Origin of the sequence: Paenibacillus sp. M2 (assembly GCF_046713495.1) — a bacterium.
GTDB classification, from domain to species: domain Bacteria; phylum Bacillota; class Bacilli; order Paenibacillales; family Paenibacillaceae; genus Paenibacillus; species Paenibacillus amylolyticus_B.
In genome coordinates this window covers 419,272-445,898 of record NZ_CP169648.1, presented here as the reverse complement: position 1 = coordinate 445,898, position 26,627 = coordinate 419,272, and the positions used below count along the sequence as shown (strand labels likewise).

25 protein-coding genes are annotated in these 26,627 nt (G+C 46.9%); 16 read left to right on the top strand and 9 right to left on the bottom strand.

The features are described 5' to 3' along the window. The first annotated feature begins 260 nt into the window (after nt 1-260). The gene (locus ACETMN_RS02150) at nt 261-1,385 is read left to right on the top strand and encodes an LLM class flavin-dependent oxidoreductase (protein ID WP_091020015.1); all 1,125 of its coding nucleotides are present in this window, start codon (nt 261-263) and stop codon (nt 1,383-1,385) included. Between the two features lie 100 nt (nt 1,386-1,485). Here the strand turns inward: ACETMN_RS02150 and ACETMN_RS02145 are convergent, their stop codons facing one another. Next, nucleotides 1,486-2,064 carry a TetR/AcrR family transcriptional regulator gene (locus ACETMN_RS02145; protein WP_411735697.1) on the bottom strand — a complete coding sequence of 193 codons (579 nt, stop codon included), beginning with the start codon at nt 2,062-2,064 and terminating at the stop codon, nt 1,486-1,488. Nucleotides 2,065-2,361: 297 nt separating this feature from the next. On the opposite strand from ACETMN_RS02145, the gene ACETMN_RS02140 reads away from it, so the two are divergent. Next, nucleotides 2,362-3,570, top strand: a complete 1,209-nt coding sequence (locus ACETMN_RS02140) for an MFS transporter (protein WP_091020012.1) — start codon at nt 2,362-2,364, stop codon at nt 3,568-3,570. 143 nt (nt 3,571-3,713) lie between these two features. Here the strand turns inward: ACETMN_RS02140 and ACETMN_RS02135 are convergent, their stop codons facing one another. Both ACETMN_RS02135 and ACETMN_RS02130 read right to left on the bottom strand, forming a co-directional pair. After that, entirely contained in the window at nt 3,714-4,082 is a 369-nt protein-coding gene (locus ACETMN_RS02135; protein WP_192135619.1) for a VOC family protein, read from the bottom strand. Between the two features lie 117 nt (nt 4,083-4,199). Then, nucleotides 4,200-5,252 (bottom strand): alkene reductase, encoded by a 1,053-nt coding sequence (locus ACETMN_RS02130; protein WP_411735696.1) that lies wholly within the window; start codon nt 5,250-5,252, stop codon nt 4,200-4,202. Between the two features lie 165 nt (nt 5,253-5,417). Between ACETMN_RS02130 and ACETMN_RS02125 the strand changes: the two genes are divergently transcribed. The 4 genes from ACETMN_RS02125 to ACETMN_RS02110 all read left to right on the top strand — a co-directional run bounded on the left by ACETMN_RS02125 (nt 5,418) and on the right by ACETMN_RS02110 (nt 9,609). Further along, nucleotides 5,418-6,281, top strand: coding sequence for a LysR family transcriptional regulator (locus ACETMN_RS02125; protein WP_091020008.1), 864 nt, complete (start codon nt 5,418-5,420; stop codon nt 6,279-6,281). Nucleotides 6,282-6,342: 61 nt separating this feature from the next. Beyond that, complete coding sequence (locus tag ACETMN_RS02120; RefSeq protein ID WP_091020007.1) at nt 6,343-7,926, top strand: AraC family transcriptional regulator; 1,584 nt, start codon at nt 6,343-6,345, stop codon at nt 7,924-7,926. Between the two features lie 12 nt (nt 7,927-7,938). Next, nucleotides 7,939-9,030, top strand: coding sequence for an ABC transporter substrate-binding protein (locus ACETMN_RS02115; RefSeq protein WP_091020005.1), 1,092 nt, complete (start codon nt 7,939-7,941; stop codon nt 9,028-9,030). Nucleotides 9,031-9,039: 9 nt separating this feature from the next. Next, nucleotides 9,040-9,609 (top strand): nitroreductase, encoded by a 570-nt coding sequence (locus ACETMN_RS02110; protein ID WP_091020003.1) that lies wholly within the window; start codon nt 9,040-9,042, stop codon nt 9,607-9,609. 99 nt (nt 9,610-9,708) lie between these two features. Here the strand turns inward: ACETMN_RS02110 and ACETMN_RS02105 are convergent, their stop codons facing one another. The 4 genes from ACETMN_RS02105 to ACETMN_RS02090 all read right to left on the bottom strand — a co-directional run bounded on the left by ACETMN_RS02105 (nt 9,709) and on the right by ACETMN_RS02090 (nt 15,755). Beyond that, the gene (locus ACETMN_RS02105) at nt 9,709-11,775 is read right to left on the bottom strand and encodes a methyl-accepting chemotaxis protein (RefSeq protein WP_091020033.1); all 2,067 of its coding nucleotides are present in this window, start codon (nt 11,773-11,775) and stop codon (nt 9,709-9,711) included. Between the two features lie 227 nt (nt 11,776-12,002). Then, nucleotides 12,003-13,109, bottom strand: a complete 1,107-nt coding sequence (locus ACETMN_RS02100) for a Glu/Leu/Phe/Val family dehydrogenase (RefSeq protein WP_105601591.1) — start codon at nt 13,107-13,109, stop codon at nt 12,003-12,005. Between the two features lie 287 nt (nt 13,110-13,396). After that, nucleotides 13,397-14,026, bottom strand: coding sequence for a sporulation-specific diadenylate cyclase CdaS (cdaS, locus tag ACETMN_RS02095; RefSeq protein WP_091020000.1), 630 nt, complete (start codon nt 14,024-14,026; stop codon nt 13,397-13,399). Between the two features lie 214 nt (nt 14,027-14,240). Further along, complete coding sequence (locus ACETMN_RS02090; RefSeq protein ID WP_244661123.1) at nt 14,241-15,755, bottom strand: DUF6359 domain-containing protein; 1,515 nt, start codon at nt 15,753-15,755, stop codon at nt 14,241-14,243. A gap of 227 nt (nt 15,756-15,982) precedes the next feature. Here ACETMN_RS02090 and ACETMN_RS02085 point away from each other — a divergent pair, with 227 nt between their 5' ends. The 3 genes from ACETMN_RS02085 (at nt 15,983) to ACETMN_RS02075 (ending at nt 17,454) form a co-directional block, all read left to right on the top strand. Next, a complete protein-coding gene (locus tag ACETMN_RS02085) occupies nt 15,983-16,273 on the top strand; it encodes a hypothetical protein (protein WP_143786580.1) in 291 nt (96 codons plus the stop codon). Nucleotides 16,274-16,425: 152 nt separating this feature from the next. Further along, entirely contained in the window at nt 16,426-16,581 is a 156-nt protein-coding gene (locus ACETMN_RS02080; RefSeq protein WP_017691064.1) for a hypothetical protein, read from the top strand. A 315-nt stretch (nt 16,582-16,896) separates the two neighbouring features. After that, the gene (locus ACETMN_RS02075) at nt 16,897-17,454 is read left to right on the top strand and encodes a GNAT family N-acetyltransferase (RefSeq protein ID WP_091019996.1); all 558 of its coding nucleotides are present in this window, start codon (nt 16,897-16,899) and stop codon (nt 17,452-17,454) included. 161 nt (nt 17,455-17,615) lie between these two features. On the opposite strand, the gene ACETMN_RS02070 is transcribed toward ACETMN_RS02075, so the two are convergent. Further along, a complete protein-coding gene (locus tag ACETMN_RS02070) occupies nt 17,616-18,392 on the bottom strand; it encodes a Crp/Fnr family transcriptional regulator (protein ID WP_244661116.1) in 777 nt (258 codons plus the stop codon). Between the two features lie 373 nt (nt 18,393-18,765). Between ACETMN_RS02070 and ACETMN_RS02065 the strand changes: the two genes are divergently transcribed. The 6 genes from ACETMN_RS02065 (at nt 18,766) to ACETMN_RS02040 (ending at nt 22,979) form a co-directional block, all read left to right on the top strand. After that, complete coding sequence (locus ACETMN_RS02065) at nt 18,766-19,197, top strand: GAF domain-containing protein (RefSeq protein ID WP_091019986.1); 432 nt, start codon at nt 18,766-18,768, stop codon at nt 19,195-19,197. Nucleotides 19,198-19,306: 109 nt separating this feature from the next. Next, entirely contained in the window at nt 19,307-19,957 is a 651-nt protein-coding gene (locus tag ACETMN_RS02060; protein ID WP_017691068.1) for a response regulator, read from the top strand. Further along, entirely contained in the window at nt 19,950-21,065 is a 1,116-nt protein-coding gene (locus ACETMN_RS02055) for a PAS domain-containing protein (protein WP_091019984.1), read from the top strand. The genes ACETMN_RS02060 and ACETMN_RS02055 overlap by 8 nt, the downstream gene beginning before the upstream one ends. Before the next feature lie 271 nt (nt 21,066-21,336). Continuing rightward, nucleotides 21,337-21,831 (top strand): Lrp/AsnC family transcriptional regulator, encoded by a 495-nt coding sequence (locus ACETMN_RS02050; RefSeq protein ID WP_062837151.1) that lies wholly within the window; start codon nt 21,337-21,339, stop codon nt 21,829-21,831. Nucleotides 21,832-21,843: 12 nt separating this feature from the next. Further along, on the top strand, nt 21,844-22,431 hold the full coding sequence (locus ACETMN_RS02045) for a chromate transporter (protein WP_074093159.1): 588 nt from the start codon (nt 21,844-21,846) through the stop codon (nt 22,429-22,431). 2 nt (nt 22,432-22,433) lie between these two features. Beyond that, complete coding sequence (locus tag ACETMN_RS02040; RefSeq protein WP_017691072.1) at nt 22,434-22,979, top strand: chromate transporter; 546 nt, start codon at nt 22,434-22,436, stop codon at nt 22,977-22,979. 367 nt (nt 22,980-23,346) lie between these two features. On the opposite strand, the gene ACETMN_RS02035 is transcribed toward ACETMN_RS02040, so the two are convergent. Continuing rightward, the gene (locus ACETMN_RS02035; protein WP_091019982.1) at nt 23,347-25,719 is read right to left on the bottom strand and encodes an Ig domain-containing protein; all 2,373 of its coding nucleotides are present in this window, start codon (nt 25,717-25,719) and stop codon (nt 23,347-23,349) included. A 210-nt stretch (nt 25,720-25,929) separates the two neighbouring features. Between ACETMN_RS02035 and ACETMN_RS02030 the strand changes: the two genes are divergently transcribed. Then, a complete protein-coding gene (locus ACETMN_RS02030; RefSeq protein WP_091019980.1) occupies nt 25,930-26,535 on the top strand; it encodes a methyltransferase domain-containing protein in 606 nt (201 codons plus the stop codon). The last annotated feature ends 92 nt before the right edge of the window (nt 26,536-26,627 follow it).

Sequence of the window (26,627 nt, the reverse complement as noted above, 5' to 3'; positions counted from 1 at the left end):
CCCACCTCCACAATGAAAATCCATAATTTTGAATTTATATGATAAGCACAATTTTAATCCTAAATTTTACAGCGGTCAATAAAAATCGTGGCAATTTCCTTCACATTTATGCAAGGAGGCCTCGCTGTTCCTGCTTATAGAAAAAATCCATTAGAAGAATCCATGAGAACGTGATACATTTAATTCAACTTACATATCCTACTATTTCAATAGGATTATACGACACAGAAGTTATCAATTCAGTTCGAGGAGAAGGTCAGATGAAATTTGCCTTGTTTAGTCTCATGATGAATCTGCCTAATGCCGTAACCGGGGAAGCTCTGACAACTCAGCAGAAATTCCACAATATATTAGAGCAAGCAAAGCTGGCTGAACGACTGGGTTTCGATGCCTATGGGATCGGTGAACGACATGGTGCTCCTTTTCTATCTTCCTCTCCACCTGTCGTATTAACCGCAATAGCCGCAGCAACCATACGCATTCGGTTACTAACCACCGTCACTGTTCTTAGTATACTTGATCCGGTCCGGGTTGCCGAGGATTATGCCACGTTGGATCAATTATCGGGCGGACGGCTGGAGATGATCATCGGGAAAGGCAATGACCCTCGGCACTATCCGCTGTTCGGCATAAGCGAAGAGGAACAATGGGATTCACTAGATGAACGCTATCATTTGCTGAGACGGCTTTGGTCTGAAGAGAATGTAACCTGGCAGGGGACGTATCGCACTCCTCTTGAGGGAGTGACCACGTGGCCCAGGCCGCTTCAGCAATCCATCCCGATCTGGCATGGTAGCGCGTCCAGCACGGTCTCGACCGAACTCGCTGCCAAATATGGCGAGCCGCTCTTTACGTCGAACTCTTTTCACCCTCAGGCCAAATACAAAGCGTTAATTGATCATTATCGGGAACGCCTCGATTATTATGGTCATGATCCGCAGCAAGCCGTAATTGGTTCTGGTGCCGGCAGTCTCTATCTTGCGGATACGGGCGAAGAAGCCATTCGCCGCTATAAGCCATATTATGAAGCGTTCCATGCCACTGCCGCCGCACAGCATAATCAGTCTCCCTTCACCGATCTGGAGGATAACATTGCACGAGGCCCTGCGTTAATCGGCAGTCCGGAGCAGATCATTGAGAAAATTCTGGACTATCATGCCGCTTACGGACATCAGGTGCTGAGTATCAGCGTAGATGGACTGACGCATAGCGAGCAGTTGGAGCAAGTGGAGCGTTTTGCCAAGGAAGTTGCCCCTGTCTTACGCCGTGAACTGCCAAGTTCGGTATGGAATGAACCCCCGGTGTTAACCCAGCACTCATCCTTCCTTTCTTCTAATGCTACAGATTCATGGCCCACAGCCATCTCACCTATATTCCAGGTCTAACAATCTCCCACGTACAATATACGCGCGCCCCTTCCAGGGTGATTCCTACGAATCGCCCTCTTCCCTCTTCCTCCCACTTGTATCGCCGCTCTCTCTGTACCTATTTGGCCTGAATGCCTTCAAACAAGGAACGGAGCAACACATCTACAAACCCATCCTCCATCGCTTCACCCGTCACTAACATGCGATAGAACACCGGCCCGTAGATCAGATCAATGTACAGTCCAATGTCTATCCCACTTTTCAATTCGCCACGCTCCACACCCTTCTCCAGAATTCCCCGAGCTTCACGCCGACGTGGTTGGATATATCTTGTGCGGTATTCTTCGGCAAGCCCTTCATCCGACTGCCCTTCCCCAATAATCTGCGTAATCACTTTTCCTTCCCGACTGGTCAAAAAACGAACCAGATTACTCGCATGTATGCGTATATCCTCCAATACCGAGCCTGTATCTGGCACTGGCAATCTTGCAGTTGCCGCAGACATATATCCGTCCATGATGACAGCGCCTTTATTCGGCCACCATTTGTAGATAGTGGCTTTGCTCACCTGTGCGCGCTCAGCAATCTTCTCGATCGTAACTGCCCCGAACCCGTGTTCCAACAACAACTCATACGATGCGGTAAGAATGGCATTCTGGGTTTCCATGTTACGTGGACGTCCTCTTTTGGCAGTCATCTTGAGCCCTCCTGGATGTATAAAATATATTTTATCATCAGTAATATTCATAAAAACGATACGTTCATTATACTAAAATGCATTGCGTACACACAATTCACTCTTCGCTCATTTTTACATCCTCATTTAAATTTTCATTAAAATATGTTTAGCCTATTTACAATACTAAACGTTTAGTTTATTATATGTTTGTAATTAGTGAACACAACGTTTAGTAATTAACATTTTAAACAGCACCCGTTTATCTGGAATATCGAATTTTCAATACGAATATGAAATCTGTGGAGGATGATTAAGATGGATATGAGACAACAAGTGAAGAAGGCACCTGTACCTGCCTGGATTATTTTTTTGTTGGCATCCGCTTGTGGATTGATCGTGGCAAACCTGTATTATGCTCAGACCGTTATCGGACCGATTAGCATGACCACGGGCCTTTCTTCTGCCACTGCCGGATTGATCGTAACGTTGACTCAGATTGGTTATGTTATTGGTTTGTTATTCATCGTGCCGCTCAGTGACATTATTGAGAACCGACGCCTGGTCGTTCTTTTCCTCATCGTACTGGTTGTTGCCCTGATTGCTGCGGCTTTCTCGCCCACTGCTGTTGTATTTCTGACTGCCTCTCTATTCATCGGCATAGGTTCTGTTGTCGCTCAGATTCTGGTACCCTATGCGACATATCTTACTTCCGAGGAACAACGCGGGCGGGTTGTCGGCAATGTCATGAGCGGTCTGCTGCTGGGCATTATGCTCGCTCGTCCTGTCGCAAGCTTTATCACCAGCTTCTTCGGATGGCAGACGGTCTTTGTATTCTCCGCCATTGTTATAACACTTCTAATGCTGCTCCTATCACGTGCTCTTCCTGCTCGCCAGCCTGAACCAAACTTGAAATACGGTCAATTAATCGTGTCATTGGGCACACTGTTCAGAACGATGCCTCTGTTACGCCGTCGGGCGTTTTATCAAGCCAGTCTGTTTGGTGCTTTCAGCTTATTCTGGACGACGGTTCCACTCAGGCTCGCTAACGATTTCGGCATGTCACAGCAAGGCATTGCCTGGTTTGCACTGGCTGGTGTCGGAGGTGCTATTGCTGCTCCCATCGCCGGGAGACTGGCGGATCGCGGACTAACGCGCATTCTGACAGGTGCTGCCATGGTGATCGCTGCTGCTTCATTTGGTCTTGCTTATGTGTTCCAGAGCCACTCCACGTTTGCATTGATCCTGCTTGTGATCGTGGCGATCACACTGGATATGGCTGTCTCGGGAAATCTGGTGCTGGGTCAACGCATCATCTATTCGTTAGGAAGTGAAGCGAGAGGACGTGTGAATGGCATATTCATGTCGATCTTTTTTGTCGGCGGTGCGATCGGTTCATCTCTTGGAAGCTGGTCTTATGCTAACGGAGGCTGGAGTCTCACAACGCTGATTGGCCTGATCATGCCGCTGCTCGCTTTGGTGTATTACTTTACGGAAAAGAAAGCGGTAGTCGTCAGCCATAAATAGAATGAATTGATCGTTCAATCCGAACGACCAAATAAGGGCAGACTGATCCAAAGGATCAGTACTGCCCTTATTGCTGTAATCAACACTTGGCTCCCTATGACAGAGCGAGGTATCACTATGGTTAAGATGCATACATCTGCGTATTAAGCTTTACTGTGAAGGGTAACTTGGTACCCGTCTGGGTCGGCAAATGTAAAGGTTCGCCCAAATGGTCCATCTATTGGTGCAGATGTAATCTTTACACCTTCTGCAGCAAGTTTGTCATGAATCTCTTGTGTATCCGGGGCATGAAGCCACAGGGCGATACCAAGTCCTGGCTGTGTACCTGAACCGAGTTCGGTTCCTGGCAATAGGTCACGAAGAGCAAATGCAATAGGCTTTGTTTCAAAAACCACCGCATGAGGTGGTCCCGCCTGTGAGCGTACCAGCCCGAGATAGTTTTGATAGAATTCGGCAGAGCTCTCAAGATTGCTCACTTGAAGTGAAATGAAATCGGGTCCAATTGCTGACATAATGTAATGTCCTCCTTAGTATTTGTATATCTTGATCATACAAGGACGCTCTTGCCAACAGTATGTCAGTAGCGTTCAGTCTTTTATTTAATTTTTCTTTGACTCGGTTTTCCCCTTTTACACCAACACGGGCAGATGCTTAGCTGCATCATACTCCACCAATGGCTCACCAGCATTCAATTTCTGCACCAGATCAGGGTTCGAGATAAACGGTCTGCCGAACGCAGCCAAATCTATGCTTCCCTTACCAATCGCGTGCTCTGCGGTCTGAATATCCAAATTCCCCACACCAATGATGATTCCTTCCCACTGACTTCGAATCCGCTCGTGAAAGGACTGCTCCCCTGCCCACGCTTTCGCATAATGATCTGTTGAGGGATGTAAGATCGTAATTCCCGTCTCGCGGAACAACTTCAGATATGCATTGATCATTCCAGCTTTGTCTACCCATGCATAGGATGCATCATCATCCTTTTTCTCGGAGAATCGAACCGATATGCGATCCACACTGATCTCTTTTTTTACCGCCAAAATAATATCTCGAAGGAACCGTAATCTGCCCGCAGTGTCGCCTCCATATTCGTCTGTTCTGTGGTTGGTCTTCTCATTGATAAATTGGTCGATCAGATACCCATGCGCAGCATGAAGCTCAATTCCGTCAAAACCTGCCAGAACCGCATTGCGGGCGGCCGTCTGAAAATGCTGAATCGTATCCGCTATATCCTGTGCACTCATCGCTTTAGGAATCTGATACGGCTTATGCAGCTTATGCACTCTTCCCTCTGCCGCAAGGCTGGAAGGTGCCAATGGAACAGCTCCGATCAGATCGGAGTGGGACAATCTGCCGACATGCCACAGTTGAGCAATAATGGTACCACCATGTCTGTGAACAGCATCCGTTACTCTTTTCCAAGAAGTCGTCTGTTCATCTGTATATAAGCCGGGGATGCCATAAGTGCCTTTGCCTGCCAGATTCGGGTTAATGCCCTCGGTAATGATCAGTCCCACACCATCCCGCGCACGCTGCTCATAATATCCCACCATCTCATCCGTCACGGTCCCCCTCTGGTCATCAGCAAATCCCCGGGTCAACGGTGCCATCACCATGCGGTTCCTTAATTGCCACTGATGAATCGTCACCGGGCTTAATAGTGTTGAACGTGTATTCATTTTATCCATGTCATATCCCTACTCTCTTCGTCATTAGGGATATTGTACGGCGGCTCTGATATATCGTAAAATGATTGTAATATATAGTTGTATCTCTCAGAGAGATACCTAACATGAACATCTGCGGAAGCAATGTAAGTTAATCCACATTCAGGAGGATACAGCATGGAACTTTCTGATATCGATATTATTCTTGCGGTGGCACGTTCAGGCAAAATCTCACAGGCCGCCAAAGAATTGAATTACGCCCAGTCCAATGTCACTACACGCATCAAAAAACTGGAACAGGAATATCAAATCCAGTTGTTCAACCGATTTCCCAAAGGTGTTGCACTGACCTCCAAAGGAGAACAGTTCGTCCAGTACGCCACACAGATTCACAACCTTTTGCACGATCTGAAGCAGGATATGACCGATCCAGGTGAACCTTCTGGCACGCTAAAAATCGGCATTGTGGAAACTGCGGCATCCAGCCGCTTTATGGAGATTCTGAATGAATATCAAATAACCTACCCGGAGGTGTCCATCTCACTCGTTAACGCCACTTCACCCAAAGTACTGCGCAAGAAAATACAGGACTATGAGATTGACGGTGCTTTTATCAGTGGGGCTTGTGTGAAGCAGGGGCTGAAGGTGGAATATGAGATGCAAGACACGGTTCATATCATCTCCAAGCGGATGGATATACCACCCGCAAGCCTGTGCCAAGTATCCTGGGTTGTTTTCCCCGAGGGCTGCCCATATCGTGAAATGACTGAAGAATTCCTGCAAGAAGAAGGGTTGTCCGCACGCAATATCATTGAAGTGAGTACGATGGAAAACCTGCTCAGCTGTGTGGAATCTGGCATTGCTTTTACCATTATGCCGTGCAGCGTTATTCACAAGAAACCGGATGATTTCTCCGTATTTGATCTCGCAGATCGTTATACTCATACCACGACAACCTTTGTCCGCGGTGAGGATCGGTATGTCAGCAGTGCGCTGGATCAATTCATGAAGCTGCTCAATCAGAAGTGCATTACATTTTGATATATAACTTTTATAAGCAGCAGTATAGTATGTACATTCACAGCAGTCAGGAGAAGATCAGATGAAACTCACGAATCTTTTATATAGGCTCATTGATGCCCGGCGTGTCGACAACAATGCTGAACAAGTGTCCTTTCCATCCCGTCCACATCATATGCTGCTTGTTGTGATCAAAGGGAGCTTAACCGTCAAAGTCGAAGACAAAATCATCTCCCTATGCGCTCCTCAAGTCCTTTCCGTCCCTCCTTCTCACACCTGTAACGCAACTACCGAGGTACAGCATGACTTTGAATGTGTCACCTTAACCTACAATGTCTACAACGAAGAACTGGATGGCAAGATGCAGCGAGTTATTGATCCACATCTTGAATTCATTCCCGCTGTTGTTCCCTCAGCTCCCGTGCTCGCCATTCAAATCCATGAAGGTGGGCAGAAGGAAGATCCATGGGCTGGAATGGCACGTCAGATCCTCTTTCAGGAACTGTGTCTTGTCCTATTGAAGCAGAAGAAGCAGAAATTCCAGGAAGATACAGCTATTGAAGCGGTAAAGCAGAGCCAAAAATATATCAATACACATTATCAGGATAACTTCACACGCGAAAAACTGGCTGAATTGGCTGGACTGAGTGTCAACCGTTATTCCAGATTGTTCAAAAAAATGATTGGACAAGGCCCCATTGAATATTTGAACGCCGTACGCATCCGGGAAGCCGGTGATCTGCTATTGGCTTCGGACAACACGATCAAACAAACAGCCCGCCAGGTCGGGTATGAAGATGAATTCTATTTTAGCCGAAAATTTAAAGCAACCACTGGATTGTCTCCCATGGTTTATATTAAAAAGCATCGCTCCGTAACACGTATCGCTTCACTTGCCCATCCCTATACGGGGCATCTGCTTGCCCTTGGTATTGAGCCTTATGCAGCACTGATTAACCCGGTCCATAGGACATCATATGAATTCAAAAATGTGATTCAAGTGGGCAAAGATCAGCCTGATCTGGAACTATTAATGAACGCACACCCGGAACTGATCATTGGGTATGAAGGAACCGATTATGAAGAGCCCAAAAAAGCCGAATTATTTCGGCATATCGCCTCCACTTGCACCATATCTTTTGCAGAAGATTGGCGTAAACAGTTGTACTCCATTGCACAATCCGTTGGCAAAATAACAGCTGGTGAAGAATGGCTGGAACGTTATGATCTATCGGTCAAACAAAAAATATCCGGAATACAACGTGTCATGGATGACCGCCCTGTGGCTGTGGCGCAATACGAAGATGGACAGTTCCGGGTCTACGGCAACCGTAATCTGGGGACGGTTCTCTATGATGATTTGCAGTTATCCGTACCTCAAGCCCTACGCCACGTATCCCATTCCCGTTTAATGTCACTGGAACAGCTGGTTCAGTCGGATATTGAACACTTCATTCTGTTTACAAGTGGTCACGCAGAAGAGCGTACGCACACTGTAGCGTCGCTTATGCAAAATTCTATCTGGCAGCAATGGGAGGCGGTCCGTATGAATCAAGTCTATGAATTGGGCGATTCCTCCCCCTACTCCTGTTATACTTCCTTGGCTCATAATCTGTTTCTGAATCGGGTTAGTCAATTGTTCCTGAGCCAAACGTCCATGCATTAAACAGGAATATCCATGGATTACGATTTGGAATGGACCTATAATTATTTTGATAATGATAATCAAAATCAATTAAAGGGTGTGTACAACGTGTCTTTACCTAATAACCAACGCTTCTCTACCTTTTTCAAATCAGGACGATTCCTTATAACCGTTCTTGTTCTATGCAGCATACTTGCAGGCTGTGGGACTTCCCAGAACAGCGGGAACTCCGCTTCACCCGAATCTAATGGGGCAAAGCCATCAACCGCTGAACAGGGAAGTGAGAATACACGCACCATTTCTACGATCAAAGGGGATATCGAAATTCCTGCTGAACCACAAAAAATTGCGGGTATGCTCTACGTCTTTGCTGACCAATTACTCGCTCTCGGCATTGAACCGACAGCCATGGTAACGTATAACGATCTCGGATTCCCTGAATACCTGGCAGATCAGATGAAAGATACCACTGCCGTAGGTTCCGGCGAGTCTCCCAATTTTGAAGCATTGCTCCAGGCTGAGCCGGATCTCATTCTGGCCTCCAAAACGTTAAATGAAGCAAACTATGAGCAACTCTCCAAGATTGCCCCAACGATCCTTTTTGATAATGAAGAAAAAGGAGACTGGGAGCGATTCATGGAAACGGCAACTGTTCTTGGCAAAGAAAAAGAAGCCCAAGCGGTCAAAGACGCCTATGATGCCAAAGTGGCCACAACCCATGATGAGCTTGCCGTAAAGGCCAAAGACGAAACGGTAGCCTACATGCGTGTGCAGGATAAACAGCTTCAGTTGATTAAACCTGATGATAACTTCACTCTGTTTGGTGCTCTGGGATTAATCCCTGCTTCAGTAGACAGTGTAGATTTCGAGGGATCATGGAATGTGGCAATTTCCGAGGAAATTCTGCCTGAACTGAACCCGGATCGACTGTTTATCATTCTTCGTCCAGGTGAAGAAAACAAGGTTGTGCTTAATAACATCATGGATACATCCATCTGGTCCAATCTGAATGCAGTCCAGAACGATCATGTATATATCGGTGATGCCAACCTGTGGTTTGCAGGATACGGTCCCATCGGACTTAGCAAAATTATTGATGAGATCGCTGCTTCCTTCGAGTTATAGAGGTACATGATGAAACCTAAAACAAGTCTTAGGCAGACCATGATCGAACGACGTACGATTCAGGAATTTAATGGCCTACCCATTCCCTTGGAAACGATTCATGAGATTCTGGAGGACGCGATATGGGCTCCTTTTCACTCCAAAAAGGAACCTTGGCGTTTCATTCTGTTTATGAATGAGGGCAGAGAAACATTCGCAAGCGCTGTATTGAGTACACGCAATCCTGAATTTGTAACAAAGTACGGACAACAAATCAGAGCGGCCTATTGTGCACAGACACCTGTGCATCTGGTTGTGGTTATGACAGCCAACCTGCCCTCCAAGGCGTGGGAAGAGGCTTTTGCTGCAACCTCGGCACTGATCCAGAACATACAGTTGCTCGCCTGGGAACAACACATCGGCGTCGTATGGAAGACAAGCCCTTTTAACGAAAGTCCGCTATTCTGTGAAGCCATTGGTGTGACATCTGAGGAAAAAATAGTAGGTACACTTCACATGGGGTATTTTAACGCTGAAGATCAGCCTATGCCCAAGCCTCGCACACCTCTTCCTCAACTGTTGCATCTCATTGATCACTAAATGGATTTGGAATACATTGAATTTAGACTATAAAAAAAGAAGGCAAAAGACACTCATAAAGAGTGCCTTTGCCTTCTTTCTCTCTATATCACATAATGCTTACTCCACCTTGAATCGCGCAGCCGATTCAGCCAGTTTTTGCGTCAATTGATCGATCGTATCAACCATGTTGGCCAACTGCTGTACTGTTGAAGATTGCTCCATCATGGTTGCTGTTACCTCTTCAACCGAAGCGGAAACCTGCTCTCCTGAAGCTGACAAGCTATGTGCTGACTCCAGTACGTCATCCTTATTCTGTAACATCTCCTGCATCTGTCCTGCCATCGTGGCGATCTGTTGATTGATGACCGTAACCTTCTCCAATATCACATCAAATGCCTGACGAGTCTGAATGACAAGCTCATCCTGCCTGGACGAGATGGTGTGAATTTCCGCAACACTTTGGTTGTTCTCGGCAACATCGGCCAGATTCTGCTCAATAATGCTGGAGATTTCCTTGGACTGGCGGGAACTCTGCTCTGCCAGGTTGCGGATCTCCTCAGCTACAACTGCAAATCCTCTGCCATGCTCACCTGCCCGTGATGCTTCAATTGAAGCATTCAATGCAAGCAGATTGGTCTGCTTCGCAATCTGGCTGATGGCTTCCGTGATCTGACTAATACTGCCCGAACTCGTTTGAAGTTTGACGGTAATCTCCGAGATTTTCTCCACTTCCCGCTCGTTGACCTCATTAATACGCATCAATTCATTGACGACTTCATTCCCGTTGTGGAATACAGATTCGATCTCATCCGCTCTTGCCTTCACATCCTGTGCACTGCTGTTCATGGCAGCCACTTTATCGCCAAAGCTGTTGAATTTGCCTGCAATCTGCTCGGTATCTTCCGATTGGGCCTCCATGGCTTTGGCAATCCCCATGGACGTCGCCGATGTCTCATCAATGGACCTTGCCGTCTGCCTGGACGTTTCCTCCAGCTCCTGGGTGCTGGCTTGAAGAACATGGATCGAACTATTCATATCGGTGATCAGGTTTCTGTTCTGCTCCACCATGCCATTGAAGCTTTCCGCCAGATCCTTGAATTCACTGTTATATCTACCATTGGCCTTGACGGTCAGATTCCCTTGAGCAAGCTGTTGGAACAGCCCGATCAGACGAACGATAGGTCTCGTAATACTACGAGAGATCAATAATCCTACGCCAATAGCCAGAGCAATTCCGATCAATGTCACGATAACCATCTGGCGTTGCATATCCTCTAATGGACGTTTGATATCATCATAATCGTCAATAATGACCACGGAGAGATCTGCGTCAGGAATCTGATTAACACGGTAGTAGATATCATCTCGATCCATCGAAGTGATTTTCATTTTATCGGTGGCTCTGGCCTCCATAAGTTCCATGGCTTCCTTGTCTTCTGCAAGTGTTTGTCCCACAACCGTAGGGTCCAGTGAGTCGAACATGATGATGCCACTCCGACTCAGCACTTCAACTCTGCCTTGGCCATTAATTTTAATGTCTCCCAGTTGCCCCAGGAAAAAGCTGCTGTCCACCGACATGGCGAACACACCCAGTATATTCCCCTGTTCATCGGTGATGGGCTCCGAGAATACAATAATGAGCTTCTTGCCAGTCTTAGAGACGACCGCGTCACTGATGAAGGATTTCCCCTGTATGGACTCCTTAAAATATTCCCGATCTCCCCGTGACTGCCCAATGACTTCCGGCATGGTTCCCGCAACCATGGTTCCTTCCTTGTCAAACACAAACAGATCCGGCTTGGTGCCTCCCGTGTCAGTTATACTGTCGGTGAGAATCGTATTCGCTCTGTTGAAATATGGATTCTCATCTGTGAAAAAGGTCTCATCTGTCATTTCATTGGTATCACGTAACTTCAAGAGTTCTTTAAAAGTACTATGTACGGATATCGCATGACTCATCTGCTGTTGAAGCTGCATCGCTGTCCAAAGCCCTTCCCCAAGGCGGTCAGCCATCACATTAATCTCATCCTTGCTTTTCTTGACCACAACATCAGATGAAATCATATAACTTGTGGTTGTTGCACCAAGCAGAACCAACACAACCAATACACTGATCATGAAAGGCAGCTTGATTTTAAGCGACATATTTTTGAGCTTATACCCTATACCTTTTCTTTTCCCCATTTCCTTCTCCCCACTTCCCTGAACCATCTGCATCTGAACGATGTACATACATTATCGGAAAAATCCATAGTAAAATTGATCAATTAGGGAGATATTGCCACTGTTTTTCTTTTTTTTAAAATTCTGATAGCAACATAAAAATGGCCTGTCAGATCGACTATCCATCTTGGAATGGATGTTGCCGTTATCTAACAGACCGTTTTAAGTTTTTTATGATTCAATACCGTTTACTTGCGCAATCTCCGGGAACTCAATGCGTGGTGGCCATTCTGCAAGAATGTACTGCGCGTATTCTTCATCTGTTCAATCCGTCGCTCAGCCAGACGATCTGCGGCAACATAGGTAGCGATGCCCTCGGTACGTGAGCTTTCGAATATTTTCTCCAGAGTGGAATAGATCTCTCCGATCTTGCTCCACGCCCGATCCGCGTTGTAACCATTCAGCTCATCCGCAATGTTAATTACGCCACCTGCATTGATAACATAGTCAGGCGCATATACGATGCCCATATCATATAACTGATCCCCATGACGGGTCTCCAGCAGCTGATTGTTGGCACAGCCCGCTACAACCTTCGCCTTGAGCGTTTTGAGTGTATCGTCATTAATCGTGCCGCCCAGTGCACATGGTGCATAGATATCGCAATCCACACTAGTGATGTCTGCGGGATCAACTGCTGTCGCTCCGAAGCGGTCCACAGCCTGTTTCACCGCGTCCTTATGGATATCCGTAACGATCAGATGTGCACCTTCCTCATACAGATATTTGCACAGATGCATCGCCACATTGCCGACACCTTGGACCGCTATCGTTTTACCCTCCAGCAGATCGGTACCAAATGCTTCTTTGGCTGCTGCCTTGATCCCACGATATACACCCCAAGCCGTTGCAGGTGATGGATTACCGGATGAACCATAACTCGCCGAGATGCCTGTCACATAGTCCGTTTCCTGATAGATCAGGTTCATGTCCTCTTCCGTTGTTCCCACATCTTCGGCTGTGATATAACGTCCGTTCAATCCTTGAATATATCGTCCAAACGCCCGAAACATTGCTTCGTTTTTGTCGCGCCTTGGATCTCCGATAATAACGGTTTTGCCACCGCCCAGATTCAGGCCAGATACCGCATTTTTATATGTCATACCACGGGCAAGGCGCAGGGCATCTTCAATGGCGGCTTCTTCTGAAGCGTAAGTCCACATCCGCGTGCCTCCCAGCGCAGGGCCGAGTGTTGTGTCGTGTATGGCGATAATTGCTTTTAACCCTGAATTTCGATCCTGGCACAGAACCAGTTCCTCATAATCGTGATGCTCCATTGCTTCAAACCAACTCATGTGCTAACCGTCTCCTCCAACCATTTTTGCGATCCAATCGCATTGTTCTCTATTCATTGACCATCCTCTATTGTACCCATGAATACCCAGTTTGTGCAAAATCACATCGCAATGTCAGAGAAGCATCGATCGATGTTTCTCATATGGCGAGAGCAAAGCGGTCGAATTTCAGATTATAATTTTATCGTCTATCAATAGAAAAGCCTCTCTCCCTTACAGGAGAAAGGTACACTTCCCTCAACAGCATCAACTTAATCGCCCCAAGTAGGCCACTTGATCGTTCATATTTAAGAGAGCGTCTCAACCACATTAATTGGATGCAAATCGCCATCCACAGCAAATGAAGCCTGTCCTGTCTCCTCAGAGACAACCAGTACAACCGCATCCGTCAATTCACTGAGTCCCAATGCAGCCCGATGACGAGTGCCTATTTTTCGTTCATGCACTTCCGCTTGCGACAACGGCAGCACATTACCAGCGGATACAATCTGATTGCCACGAATCAACACGGCCCCGTCATGCAATGGTGCACCGGGAATGAACAGCGATTCAAGCAGCGCATGGGTAACTCTGGCATCCACTGCCACCCCTGAGTGGATGATCGACTCCAACGGAATCTCCCGTTCAATCACAATTAGTGCCCCATATCTCCGGTCAGATAGATGCTGTACGCTCGATGTTAATTCGGCAAACTTCTCGGTAAAGGGTGACAGATAACAATCCAGATAAAACGACGAGGCGAGCACCTCGATCTGCTTGATCTCCGCTCGAATCTCTGCAAATTGCCCCAGCAGACAGGCACTGTCATTGTCAAACCGGGATAACGTCAGATTCATACGTTCTGCTACACGACGGAGATCCGCTTTGAGCTTGTGTCTCATCGTGGAACTGTCACAGTCTGCTTGCCGATTCATCATACGTCGCCTCCTCCTTTAATTCTTTTAATGCCTCGCACACATCCTGAATACCCATACCTTCCCCTCAGGAGCAAGTATATATACCATGACAGTGCGGTATGAGCTAATCATGGTCGTGACTGCAACTTTGTATAATAAGCAAAAAAAAACCTGTCCGCGAACAAACTTCCACGGTCAGGCCCTATTCGGCATGATGATATGATATCTGTTTCACTTATTGTGCTTTTCCGTATGAACCTGCCTTAAATGTGGTCGGGTCATACCATTTGTACCCTGCCGCAGGTGCAGCCCATGGCTCAAGTTGCGGCTCGGTAGACGCAGCCGGAGCTTCGATCGGAAGCAGGCTTGTTGCCGTGTCCAATGTCAGTCCTGGCACTTGTGCCAGACTAGTGTAACTCTCTTTGACCGCGAGCCATTTCACAGTATTTACAAGGAACGTTGCATCATCCACTTCTTTGAATCCATCGTAGGTCTTCTTGGTAGCACCGGTCTCTTCACGCAAATATTTCGGAGTCGCGTCTTCCACAGGTGAAGAGTCGCCGATAAACGCGGCTTTGCCCGCACCAACCTTTGCAATGGCGGCATAGGCTCCTTCAGCTCGTCCACCACCATTATATACGCCCTGATCCACGGCATTGCCCCACTTGGACACACCACTTGGTACATACACCAAACCTTTGGCCTTGTTAGGGTCTATAATCGCAACAGTCGATCCCGCATGCATGGCTACAGAATTAACACCAGCCGTAATGCCGAAGGATTGTGCAGGTGCAACGATATCCGATGCATTTACATCTCCAAGAGCATTGTAACGGAAACGGACACCAAAGTTCGTCGCGAGCCAGTCTGAACTCGTCACACTCTGCATCGCTGGTGATTCGGCTTCAGCCGAAGACATGCCTTTGGCTGGATTCAGGAAGGCACCGCGGCGATAACCGTTGAATACTTCGGAAGAATCCCAGCGGTTTTTGTTGCGGTCTGCATTATAGTGGTCGGAGATGAAGAAAATGCTCCCTCCGTTCTGCACATACTGCACCAGCGCAGCCTGCTCTGTCGCTTTGAACGGCACGTTGGCTTCACCAATGACAAAGACGTGGTAATCTTTCAATTTATTGTAGGTGATGGCTTGCTCACCGAATGTATACGGGATGCTGCGTTCCAGCTGATCCACGGCAAAGCCTGCGTTTCGCAAACCATTGGCAAAATCCGAAAATGCCCCGTCAATAATCCAGTCGGCAGCACCTGCTGTCTGGGCGTGGGTATTATCGAACAATACTTTCTTGCCGGTACCGTCCGGCAGTGTTGTGCCCGGGTTCGGTTCTGGATCAGGATTGGTTGTTCCAGAGGAAAGTGTGATGGACGTTGGGTTTTTGACTCCTGCATAGCTGTTGTAGGCACCGAGGGTTCCGGTTACGATGATCTTTTTGCCTACAAGACTCGGATTGGAAGCCAGTCCATATTGCGAACGGAAAGATGCGGGAACTTGTACATCCAATAATCTGGCGTTGGTTCGCTCTGACGCTGAGTCCGCAATCAGAACATTAAAATCATTGGCATACGGAGATGTAAACTTCGCGGTAAGTGACCCGGTAGCATGTCCAACAATGATTCCTTCAACCGTCGCTGTTCCTCCACCGCTCTGGGCAGCGATGGCCTGAGATACCGTAAGTGGTGCTGCAGCTTGTACCGGACTCTGCGAACCCGGCCCCAACAGTGCAGTTGCCATCATGATAAAGACCAGGAATGCCCCGATCCAATGCTGCCATAACGCCTTCTTCATATTCCCTTTCTCCTCCTCCGAATTACCTGATAATGGGTTATCCTCCTTTATTTTAATTGTTCATATGATGAATTCCTCTTTCTTTTTGTAAAATTGTTGAAAAAGTTTTGAGATGGCATCCAATTGCCCATACTGACTATCATTAGAATCCCATTTTCCGAAGGAGTAAAACGATGATGAAATTGGTATTTTTGGTGCTCTTGTTAGTTATCCCGCTAATTATGGTTTATCTTGCTCTTCGTTCCCGAATGGTTACGCGGCTATTCCACATCCTTGCATTGCTCTGTTTCTATAGTGCGGCAACCGTCATCGCTGGTGATGTGTATGCAACGAATGCTCATATGACCACGTTCACCACCGAGATTCATCAATTCCTAATGAATGGCTGGTTCCTGTATCCGTCTGCATATCTCGGTGTGTACATTCCCTATGTGATGTGGAGGAGCCTATTTTCAGAAAAAAGTTAACTTCGTTACGGACTTGATATTGCATTTTGCCAGCGTTCATTGCATAATGAATATATAACGTGATAATGATTATCATTCTTGAACTTGTCTCCATGTAACTTTCTACTGCATATGATTTTACGATTTTATAGATAAAGGGGAACGAACATCGAATGAATACAACTCTGCAAAAGGCTGATCTGCAGCTTGACGATTATTTGGATCTTCTGAACCTGGCAACCAACCTGGGTGATACGAGATGGCAAAAGGAAATTATCCGCAAGCTGGCTTATACTTATCCCGCAGTTCAATGTAAACAACCACAATAGCATGCCTTATACTTACATAGCTCATAACCCATTCTTTACATGAATCGGTTATTGGGCTATTTTTGTTTTACAATATAATTGATCTAAACATTTACACGAGAAACGGAGAGGACAGAAATAACCTGAAGAAGCGGAGCTAAAAGCTTTCTGAAAGAAAGCTGCTTCGGAAGCATACACCTCACCTTTATCCCCGGATTTTCCCCTTTGAAAAAGGGAATCGAAAAAATCTGGGGGTAACAGCGATTGGAGGGTTGTTCTGTCATCGGAGTGGCAAGTGTAATATTCTTTAGTCAATTGATATAGGAGTGAACAACGATGCAACTGGAGACGGAGAGACTGATCATCCGGGATATTCGGGAGACCGATTGGGAGAGGATTCATGCCTATACTTCCATGCCGGAAGTCACACAACATACCGCATGGGGGCCGAATACGGAAGAAGATACGCGAGAGTACGTGCAGTTTGTGTTGGACATGCAGCAAACACAACCACGAGAAGGTTATGAGCTGGCGATATGTTTGAAAAGTGATGGAACTCTCCTCGGCGGAGTAGGTATTCACGTGATGGAGAAAACCAATGCAGAGATCGGTTACGTCCTCAATCCCGCCTATCAAGGAAAAGGGTATGCCGCCGAAGCATCCAGTGCTCTACTAGGCTTCGGTTTCAACGAACTCGGCATCCACCGGATTTATGCCAAATGTCGTCCGCATAACACTGCTTCGGAGAACGTCATGAAGAAAATCGGTATGCAGCGTGAGGGGCTGTTGCGAGAGCACTGGTTCTACAAAGGTTCCTTTCATGACTCTGTCATCTATTCGATTCTCTCCGGTGAATATGCACATGAACAATTTCAAACAAACACAAAAAGCTGACTCCCATATATGGGACGTCAGCTTTTCTTTTTACTCCGTAACGACCCCAATCGCCAATGGAGGTGAAGCCTTGAAGCCTCATTTGGAATCCAAATCGAATTTGTTCCTTGGGAATGCAACCGTTGTGCTTCCCTCAACTCGGAACACCGGAACGATCTACCTTACAACCGGCACAGCTCTACCGGGCAGCTTGGGAATGTCGGACATCCACACATACAGCGCAGGGCTGCCAGGTCACGAATCATCAGTTTGCCGTCCATCATATCCAGCGTACCTTGTTCCTTCCATGCCCCCAGCATCCGCGTTACACTCTCCCGGGTCGCTCCAATCATCTCGGCAAGATCGGTATGGTTCAGCTTCATGTCCAGCACAATACCATCCGGTGTAACCCTGCCATACGAATTGCTGGCACGAATCAGTGTCGAAGCCAGTGCACCCGCCTTGCCATAGAGCAGCAGATCACGGAATCTCGACTGGGTGATCCGCTGCGACAATGCCATCCATTGCAAGAATTTCAAGGCAAGGTCGCCATGTTTACTGAGTATATTTTCCAGATCGCCAAGCGAGATAATAGCCAGTTCCCCTTTTTCCGCCATCTCTGCACTATAGCTATGATTCAATCCACCGATACCGCCGAATTCACCGATGAGATCGCCGCTTTGCTGAATGGATAAAATAATTTCTTTGCCATCCTCCGTCGACTTGGTCATTTTTACTCGTCCCGAACGAATGTAGTACAGATATCCGGCTTCATCGCCTTCGAGAAAGAGACTATACCCCGACTTCACCCGTTTGGGTTGCATTCTTGCTTCAATCAGGTCCCATTGCTCAGGTGTAACGAACGAAAGGATTCCGCCTGTTTCTCGTGTCATTTTGCCCGCCTCCGTTTGTTTCTGCTCTGTTCTCTGGGTTGTTCTTTCCACAAATACTGTACCCATAACCTTCGTCCCCCTCGGTGATTCCTTATGTATACATCATATCGCGAAAGTAGCCTCAGGGTTATCGGGGGATTACCTGATCATTGACAAGAAACTCCCTGAATTTGCTGTGAGAAAAGTCACATTTCACCGATATGCCTCATCCATCGCATTTCTTCAATCCCTTGGTGCACCTGATTCAGGAGTCCTCCACTGCCCAAGTTCAGTAGATTACGGAGCGGAAATAGGGGTTTTCCCTGAATTACAATGTATAAGAAAGGGTCTACAATAGAATTAACATCGAAATACCCTTACTTTAAGATGATCCTAAAAGGTTAAAGATAATGATTACACCGTTACGTACGTTATAATCTGAAAAAGGAAGTGTCCTCTCATGCATGATGAACTGCCATCTGGCATTCAGGAGATGATCGACGGCCTGCGCCTGAACACATCCAGCGACTTCTGTGGACTTGCCTGTCTGAACGGGACGATGCTACGCTGGAAGGTTACCTCTGGGGCTAGTAATGAACGGGTGAGACGCATGGAAATGCGCCCCGGACAAGATCTGGTGGGCACAGCCCTTCGGACTGGACGCACAGCTCGATCTGATGCCCAATCCACCGGGGAGCATACACCTGGTCGTTGCCCGTTAATGCTTGCTGAGCGGCTGGTAAGTGCCATAGCGGTACCTGTGTTCCAGGAAGGAAGTGTGCCTGGCGCCGTGCTGCTCGTTGGCAGCAGACTGCCCTGCACCTTCTCACCGGACATGATCCGGCAGACGGAGCAAGTTGCTCTACATCTTCAGCCGAAGGTATTTGGATAAAAGTATGAACTAGAGCGTGAGAGAAGCTATTCGGAGATTAAAGCTCTGAATGGCTTCTTTTTTTGTTATGATATAGAAAGAACTAAGGAAGCGGACAGGGGGAAATCATGTGATTCAACTATTAGTTGTAGACGACCATGTTGTCGTGCGTTCCGGGCTGATCGCCTTACTTGAAGGAAAGAATGATATACATATCGTTGGAGATGCCGCAGATGGCGATGAAGCCATTGCCAAGGCTCAAGAGTTGAAACCAGACGTAGTCTTGATGGATTTCAGCATGCCACCAGGCAAAGACGGTCTGACCGCTACCGCTGAATTGAAGAAATTGATGCCGGATGTCTCCATTTTGATACTGACCATGCATGACGATGAAGAATATCTGTTCCGCGCCATCCACGCAGGTGCATCCGGATATATCCTCAAAAGTGCGCCGCATGAAGAATTGCTTGCCGCAATTCGTTCCGTAGCAGAGGGTAGCGCCTATCTGTACCCAAGTGCGACCAAGCGGCTGATGAGTGAATACCTGGACAAAGCCAAACAGGAAAACGCCGGACCGTATGACACGTTATCCGAGCGGGAGAAAGAGATTTTGTCCTGGATTGCCAAAGGATACGCCAACAAGGAAATCGCCGAACATCTGATCATCAGTGTCAAAACGGTCGAATCCCACAAAAGCAATCTGATGGAGAAGCTTGGCCTGCGCACACGACCGGAACTGGTGAAATTCGCCATGAAAAAGGGGTTGCTGAACTTTGAGTAGTGCACGCAAGAACAGACTAAGTGGACTCGCAGACCAGCCCGTACGCCTTCTGCTGAACGAAATCGATAATCACATTACGGATAATGAATTTCGCAGCAGGTTGAAGGGTTCCCTGCATCAACTGAGTGACCTGAAATTTGCCTTGGATGAATCCTCCATTGTAGCCCTGACAGACCGCAAGGGTAAAATCCAGTATGTGAATGATAAATTCTGTGAAATCTCGCAGTATGAGCGCGAGGAACTGATCGGTAAGGATCATCGAATCATTAATTCCGGATACCATGGCAAAACCTTTATGAAAAACCTGTGGGACACGATATCCTCAGGTAAGGTATGGAACGGGGAAATTCTCAATCGTGCCAGAGATGGCAGTCATTATTGGGTCAACACCACCATCGTGCCTTTCCTTGATAACGACGGCGAGCCATATCAATACCTGGCTGTACGTAGTGAAGTCACCAAGCTGAAATCCGTCGAAGCCGAATTGCAAAAGATGATGTCCCAAGTGATGAACATTCAGGAAGAGGAACGTCGCCGGATCTCGCGTGAACTGCATGACGGGATTGGACAGAGTCTCTTCTCTCTGGTGATTCAGATGGACCGACTGCTGGCAGACCAGCCTCACCCCGGAGTTGAAGCCCTTCGTAAGCAGGTCACGGGTATTATGGAAGATGTACGCGGTATGGCATGGGAGCTGAGACCATCCGTTCTGGATGACCTGGGTGTTGTTCCGGCGATTCGTACGTATATCGAGAATTACACCCGTCACTATGGAATCGAAGTTGATCTGGAATGTAATTTGCGTAAGCGACTGGAGATGAACCGGGAGATAGCCATCTACCGGATTATTCAGGAAGCCTTAACCAATGTCGCGAAGTATGCCGATGTTGCCGAGGCACGTGTTACTATAGAAGACGCTGAGAACATGACGATGGTTATTATTGAAGACCAGGGTGCCGGATTCAGCGAAGCAACCGCAGGCAATGGCGTTGGATTGTTCAGTATGGAAGAGCGTGCCCGTGGTGCAGGAGGAACGTTGAGAGTTTCTTCCGAGCCTGGGGAAGGGACTACCGTTACCCTTTTACTGCCCAAGACAGCACAGGGATAACCGTACATGCTTCCTATCACACTTTGCGCTTCACTTCAGCTTATCTATTATTTAACGGCTGCTCGCTAATGGATTGTGCGAGTGGTCTTTTTATTTTCCGATTGGCCGAAATGACAAAATGAAGGCTAAAAATCGGTTAAATTCAATAATCATGATAAATAGATTGACTCCAGTTACGATTCGTCATTAAACTATGAATGCCACATACACATTGTATATTCAGTAAAATTTCATTGTTCATTTCATATAGCGAAAGAAAAGGATGGTCAACATGTCAGAGAAACGCTCCTCCAAAGGGGGAGAAATTCCGCAAATGTACAATCTGGACGAGATGGATCGTAAAATTATCGCCGCACTTCACAAAAACAGCCGGATATCCTATACGGATCTGGGGACACAGATCGGGTTGTCACGTGTAGCTGTTCAGGCACGCATTAATGCGTTATCCGAAAAAGGAATCATCGAACGCTTCACCGTTGTGATCAACCCTGGCAAAGTTGGGCTTCAGGTCTCGGCTTTTTTCAATGTCGATGTCGAACCGCCCTTCCTGGATGAAGTCGCTGAGAAACTGGATGAAGAGCCAGCCGTCACCAGCCTTTATCATATGACAGGTCCGAGTACCCTGCACATGCACGGTATTTTTGCGGATATGGAAGAGATGGAGCAGTTCTTGCTGGAGAAGCTCTATAAGATGCCGGGTATCGTCAAAGTGGAATCACAGCTATTGTTGAAACGTTATAAAAGCCGGATGGGCATGAGACTCTAGGAGGAAATCAGCATGGGTTGGAAAGATTACAACGGTCTCGTCATCGGAATGGTACGGACCGGAATTCTCGGATATGGCGGCGGCCCCTCGGTTATTCCGTTAATCCGTTACGAAGCCGTTACGCGTTACAAATGGGTCAGTGATGAGGAGTTCGGCGAGATTTTGGCTATCGCCAACGCCCTGCCGGGTCCCATCGCGACCAAGATGGCCGCATATCTCGGTTATAAAACCAAAGGTGTGCTGGGCGCCATTGTGTCTGTGCTCGCCCACATTTTACCGACAAGTATTGCCATCATTGCTCTGCTCGGTTCCATGTACGCGCTACGCGAGTCGAAAGTGGTAGCAGGCATGGTAGCGGCCGTAAGGCCCGTCATTTTTGTCATGCTGGGCATGATGGCTTATGAATTTGCCATGAAAGCCTGGAAGGGACTCGGTAAAGTTTTTGCCGCCCTATTCGGCGTAATTGCCTTTGTACTATTGCAGCTGCTGGATATCCATCCGGGAATTGTGATCGCGGTTTTCCTTGGATATGGTGTCTTCCATCTGGAGCTAGTCCAGCGCTTCAAATCCAAAGGCAAGTCCGATAAGGGGGTGTCCTAAGGATGCTTCAGACCTGGTGGGAATTATTTTGGGGATTTTTCGTAGCAAACATCTTGGGATATGGGGGTGGTCCGGCTTCGATTCCGCTCATGCAGGAAGAGATTGTGAACCATTACCAATGGATGACCACAGAGCAATTCGGGGATGTATTGGCGATTGGTAACGCCCTTCCCGGGCCGATTGCAACCAAAATTGCTGCATTTGTCGGGTATCACGTGGCAGGCTGGTTCGGGGCATTTATCGCAAGTTTTGCCACAATCGTGCCTTCCGCAACCGCACTAATTATATTACTTCGTCTGTTGAACAAACATCGTACTTCACCGAAAGTCAAAGGCATGACCCTACTCGTGCAGCCTGTTATCGCTGTACTCATGATTCTGCTTACATGGGAATTCGGGCAGCTATCCACTGATTCCATCGGCATCTGGCAGACGTTAATCATTGCAGGCATCTCGCTCTGGGTCATGACCAAGACCAAGCTGCACCCAGCCATTCTGATCGTGATCGCTTTTGCCTATGGTGCACTGGTGCTGTCTCATACGATGTAGTTATAGCCCATAGTGGGTAACTTTGGCGAATGGCAAGACTATTTTCATTTTCATTTTCTAAGGAACTGAGGACGGCTTATTTGGCATTAAGGTCCTCTTTTTAAATTGTAAGGAACATCAGACACGTTATTTACCAAAATCACCAGACAAAAGCGCTATAAAAGACTGTATTTTCCGGTATAGCGTGTCTCAGATTCCTTGGATTTCTGCAAACGCTCCTAATCCCTGATTAAGATGTCTCAGATTCGTTAACGCTCTATGCTCCGTTTCAATTCTAGTTTATAGAACAAAAAACGGTGACCTCAGCTATCAAGCTGGGGTCACCGTTTTTTATTTGCGCGTTTCACGCTCACATTAAGAAAAGCAATTACTTCGCTTCAACCACTACCGTTACTTTGGTTTTCACACCTGCAAATGTCACCGTAATTGTTGCTTTACCTTTACCGTTCGCCTGAATAACGCCATCTTTCACCGATGCTGTTGCAATACGGGAAGATTTCCAGAGAGCCGGTTTGGATACATTGGCTTCACTGCCATCGGCATACGTTGCAGTTGCCGCCACAGTTACCTTTTCACCAGGTTTCATGGTCAACGTCACTTTATCCGTCTGCAAATATTTCAGTGTATCCACATCTAGAGCAATCGTTACAGACTTGCTACCGTATTTGGCTGTGATTTTGGCTTTACCTGAACCTGTAGCTTTGACTTTACCTTTGGTCACTTGAGCTACTTTGTAGCTGTTCGTTTTCCATTCAGCTTTGTCCGTAACATCACGCTCGCTACCGTCGCTCAAGAAGGCAGTTACCGTCAGATCAGCTGTATCGCCTGATTTCAGGGAAAGGACCGGCTCGGAAGCTTCAATACGTGTGATGACATCCACTTCAACTTGGATCGTCACTTTTTTGGAGCCATATTCTGCTGTGATGTTGGCTTTACCACTGCTGTTACCTGTGATCACGCCTTTTTTCACATCCGCTACACGTGCGTTACTGGATTTCCAGGTTGCTTCGGATGTAACATCCAACGTGTTGCCGTCCTCATCCGTACCTGTTAGAAGGATCGTCTGAGTTTCTTTGGCAGACAGAACAACGAAGTTCACATCTGCTTCCAGTCCACTAGCCATACCTACTTCAACAGGCAGAGTCAGTGTTTTGCCTTCAATCTTCGCGGTAATGGTTACTTTACCTGTAGCAACACCTGTGATAACCCCTTTGCTATCTACCTCAGCGATTTTGTCGCTGCTGCTGCTCCAAGTTGCATCTTCAGATACATCTTTGGATGTTTCACCATACAACGCCAGTACTTTGGCAGAAGTCGTTCCACCAACGGCTACCGATGCTTTTTTCTTGTCCATCTCATACTTGTCTGCTACGTCTACATTCACTGTGAACTTAGCTGTTTTACCGCCATAAGCTACAGTGATCGTAGCCGTACCGGATTTGTATGCAATCAGATCACCGTTTGATACATATACAACATCTGGATTGCTTGAAGTCCATGTTGCTTTGGAAGTTACATTTTCTGTACTGGCATCAATATATTCGGCATTGGCTACCAATGTCTTGGACTTGTTATCACCTGTAACACTCATGGCGAGTTTGTCATTTACATCTTTGATATCCAGATATCTTGCCGTATCTACATCTACAGCAATTTCTACAGTTTTTCCACTATAGGTTGCTTTGATCGTTGTTGAACCTGCACTAATCGCTGTGATCTGTCCCTTGAACACCGTTGCAACCTTCTCGTTGCTGGATGTCCATGTTGCCTGATCCGTTACATTCACATCGCTGCTGTTTGGATACGAAGCCGTTACAACGACATTAGCCGTTTTGGTTGTCTCGCTCAAACGGAAGAAAATACTTTGTTTCTCCACACTCAGCTTGCTGGTCAGATCCACATCCACGTCAACGGATACGGATTTTGTACCGTATTTGGCTGTGATCTTGGCAGAACCTGCCGAGTATCCTGTAATTTCACCTTTAAGAACGTCTGCGACCTTCTCATTGCTGGACGTCCATTCCGCCAGATCGGTTACATCTTTGGTTGTGCCATCTGGATACGTAGCTGTCACTTTCACACTTTCACTTTTGTTCAACAACAGGTTAACCTGTTGTTTATCTACATCTACACGTTTAACCACTTCAACGTTAACATCCACAGTCACGCTCTGGCTGCCAACTTTCGCAGTAATAACTGCCGTACCCGCGCTTTGTCCAGTTACTTTACCATTCACAACGGTAGCAACCTTCTCATCACTGGTAGACCATTCTGCCGTACTTGCTGCTGCATTATTTGTTTCATTGTCACTATAGGTTGCTGTCAAAATAATTTCTTTTGTATCTCCCGTGCGCAAATCCAGACTTTGCACGTTTTTCGAAAGGGCTTTGACCTTCTTTGTCACTTTCACTTGAACGGTCTGACTCTGACCCTGGTAAGCTGCGGTAATCGTCGCTTTACCTTCCTTTTTGGCCGTGATTGCACCATTATATACAGTTGCTATCGAAGTGTCTTCGCTACTCCAGGTTGTACTAATCGTTACATTAGCCGAGGTATTATCTGAATATACCCCTGTCACCGTAACAGACCCAGAATCACCAACTTCGAGCGACATCTCATTCTTGGAAACCACAATTTTGGACAGTTCTTTGTCTGCCGCAGCGGCCAAGCCTACGTTGGAAATACTCAGCATCAACACCAGCATCATCACCATGTACTTGGTCAATCTTGGCTTTAACATCATTTCCCCCCGATTATCATCATTTTTTTCCTTATGTTTTATGTCGGCAAGTCCTTTCCAGATGTTTAGACTTTCAGGAAATTTTCAGGGATTCTATGGAAATTAATTTATCTTCTATTCCTGTTTCAACCGATCATACCTGCGAATATTGCGCATACCTATGTATATTGACTGTCTTGAACTTCTTTTAACAGGATTGGAGGAAACATAATGCGTCAGCCTTTTGATTACATCGGGTATTGGGAGGAAACATATCGTTCGGGTGAAACTTCCGGGAGGGGTTCATACGGGGTTTTGGCTGAATTCAAGGCCGAGGTCGTGAATGGACTGATTCAACGTGAAGGGATTCATCGTGTCATTGAGTTTGGATGTGGGGATGGCAACCAGTTGCAATACATGAATTATGAGGACTACCTGGGCGTGGATGTAGCGGCTTCTTCAGTAAAGCGTTGTGCTTCCCAATTTGCCAAGGATTCTTCCAAGAGTTTCATGCTGTATACACCAGGACTATGGATTAACCGAGGTTTCCTGCAAGCCGATCTGACGGTCTGTCTGGATGTGTTATATCACATCACGGATGAAACGGATTTTCGTAATACCCTCTATGATATTCTGCACTCCTCAACAGCATGGGTGGTGCTTTACACCCGTTTGAAAGAAAACGGCAACCCGGGGATTGATACAATCCAGGACCGTAATCTGTTCGAATATCTCTTCGACTACCCTGATTTCAAAGTTCATGAGATTATTCCGCAGCGCTATCCAGATCAATCTTCTGCCGACTTTGTCATCCTGAGACGTACGCCTTCGAAGTGAAAAGTGATTCTTTTCATAAAGTTATCATAAGCCTGTCCGCTGATATGATTGGTCTATTCCTAGATCAAGCTTAAGTATACGCCGCCTCCAAT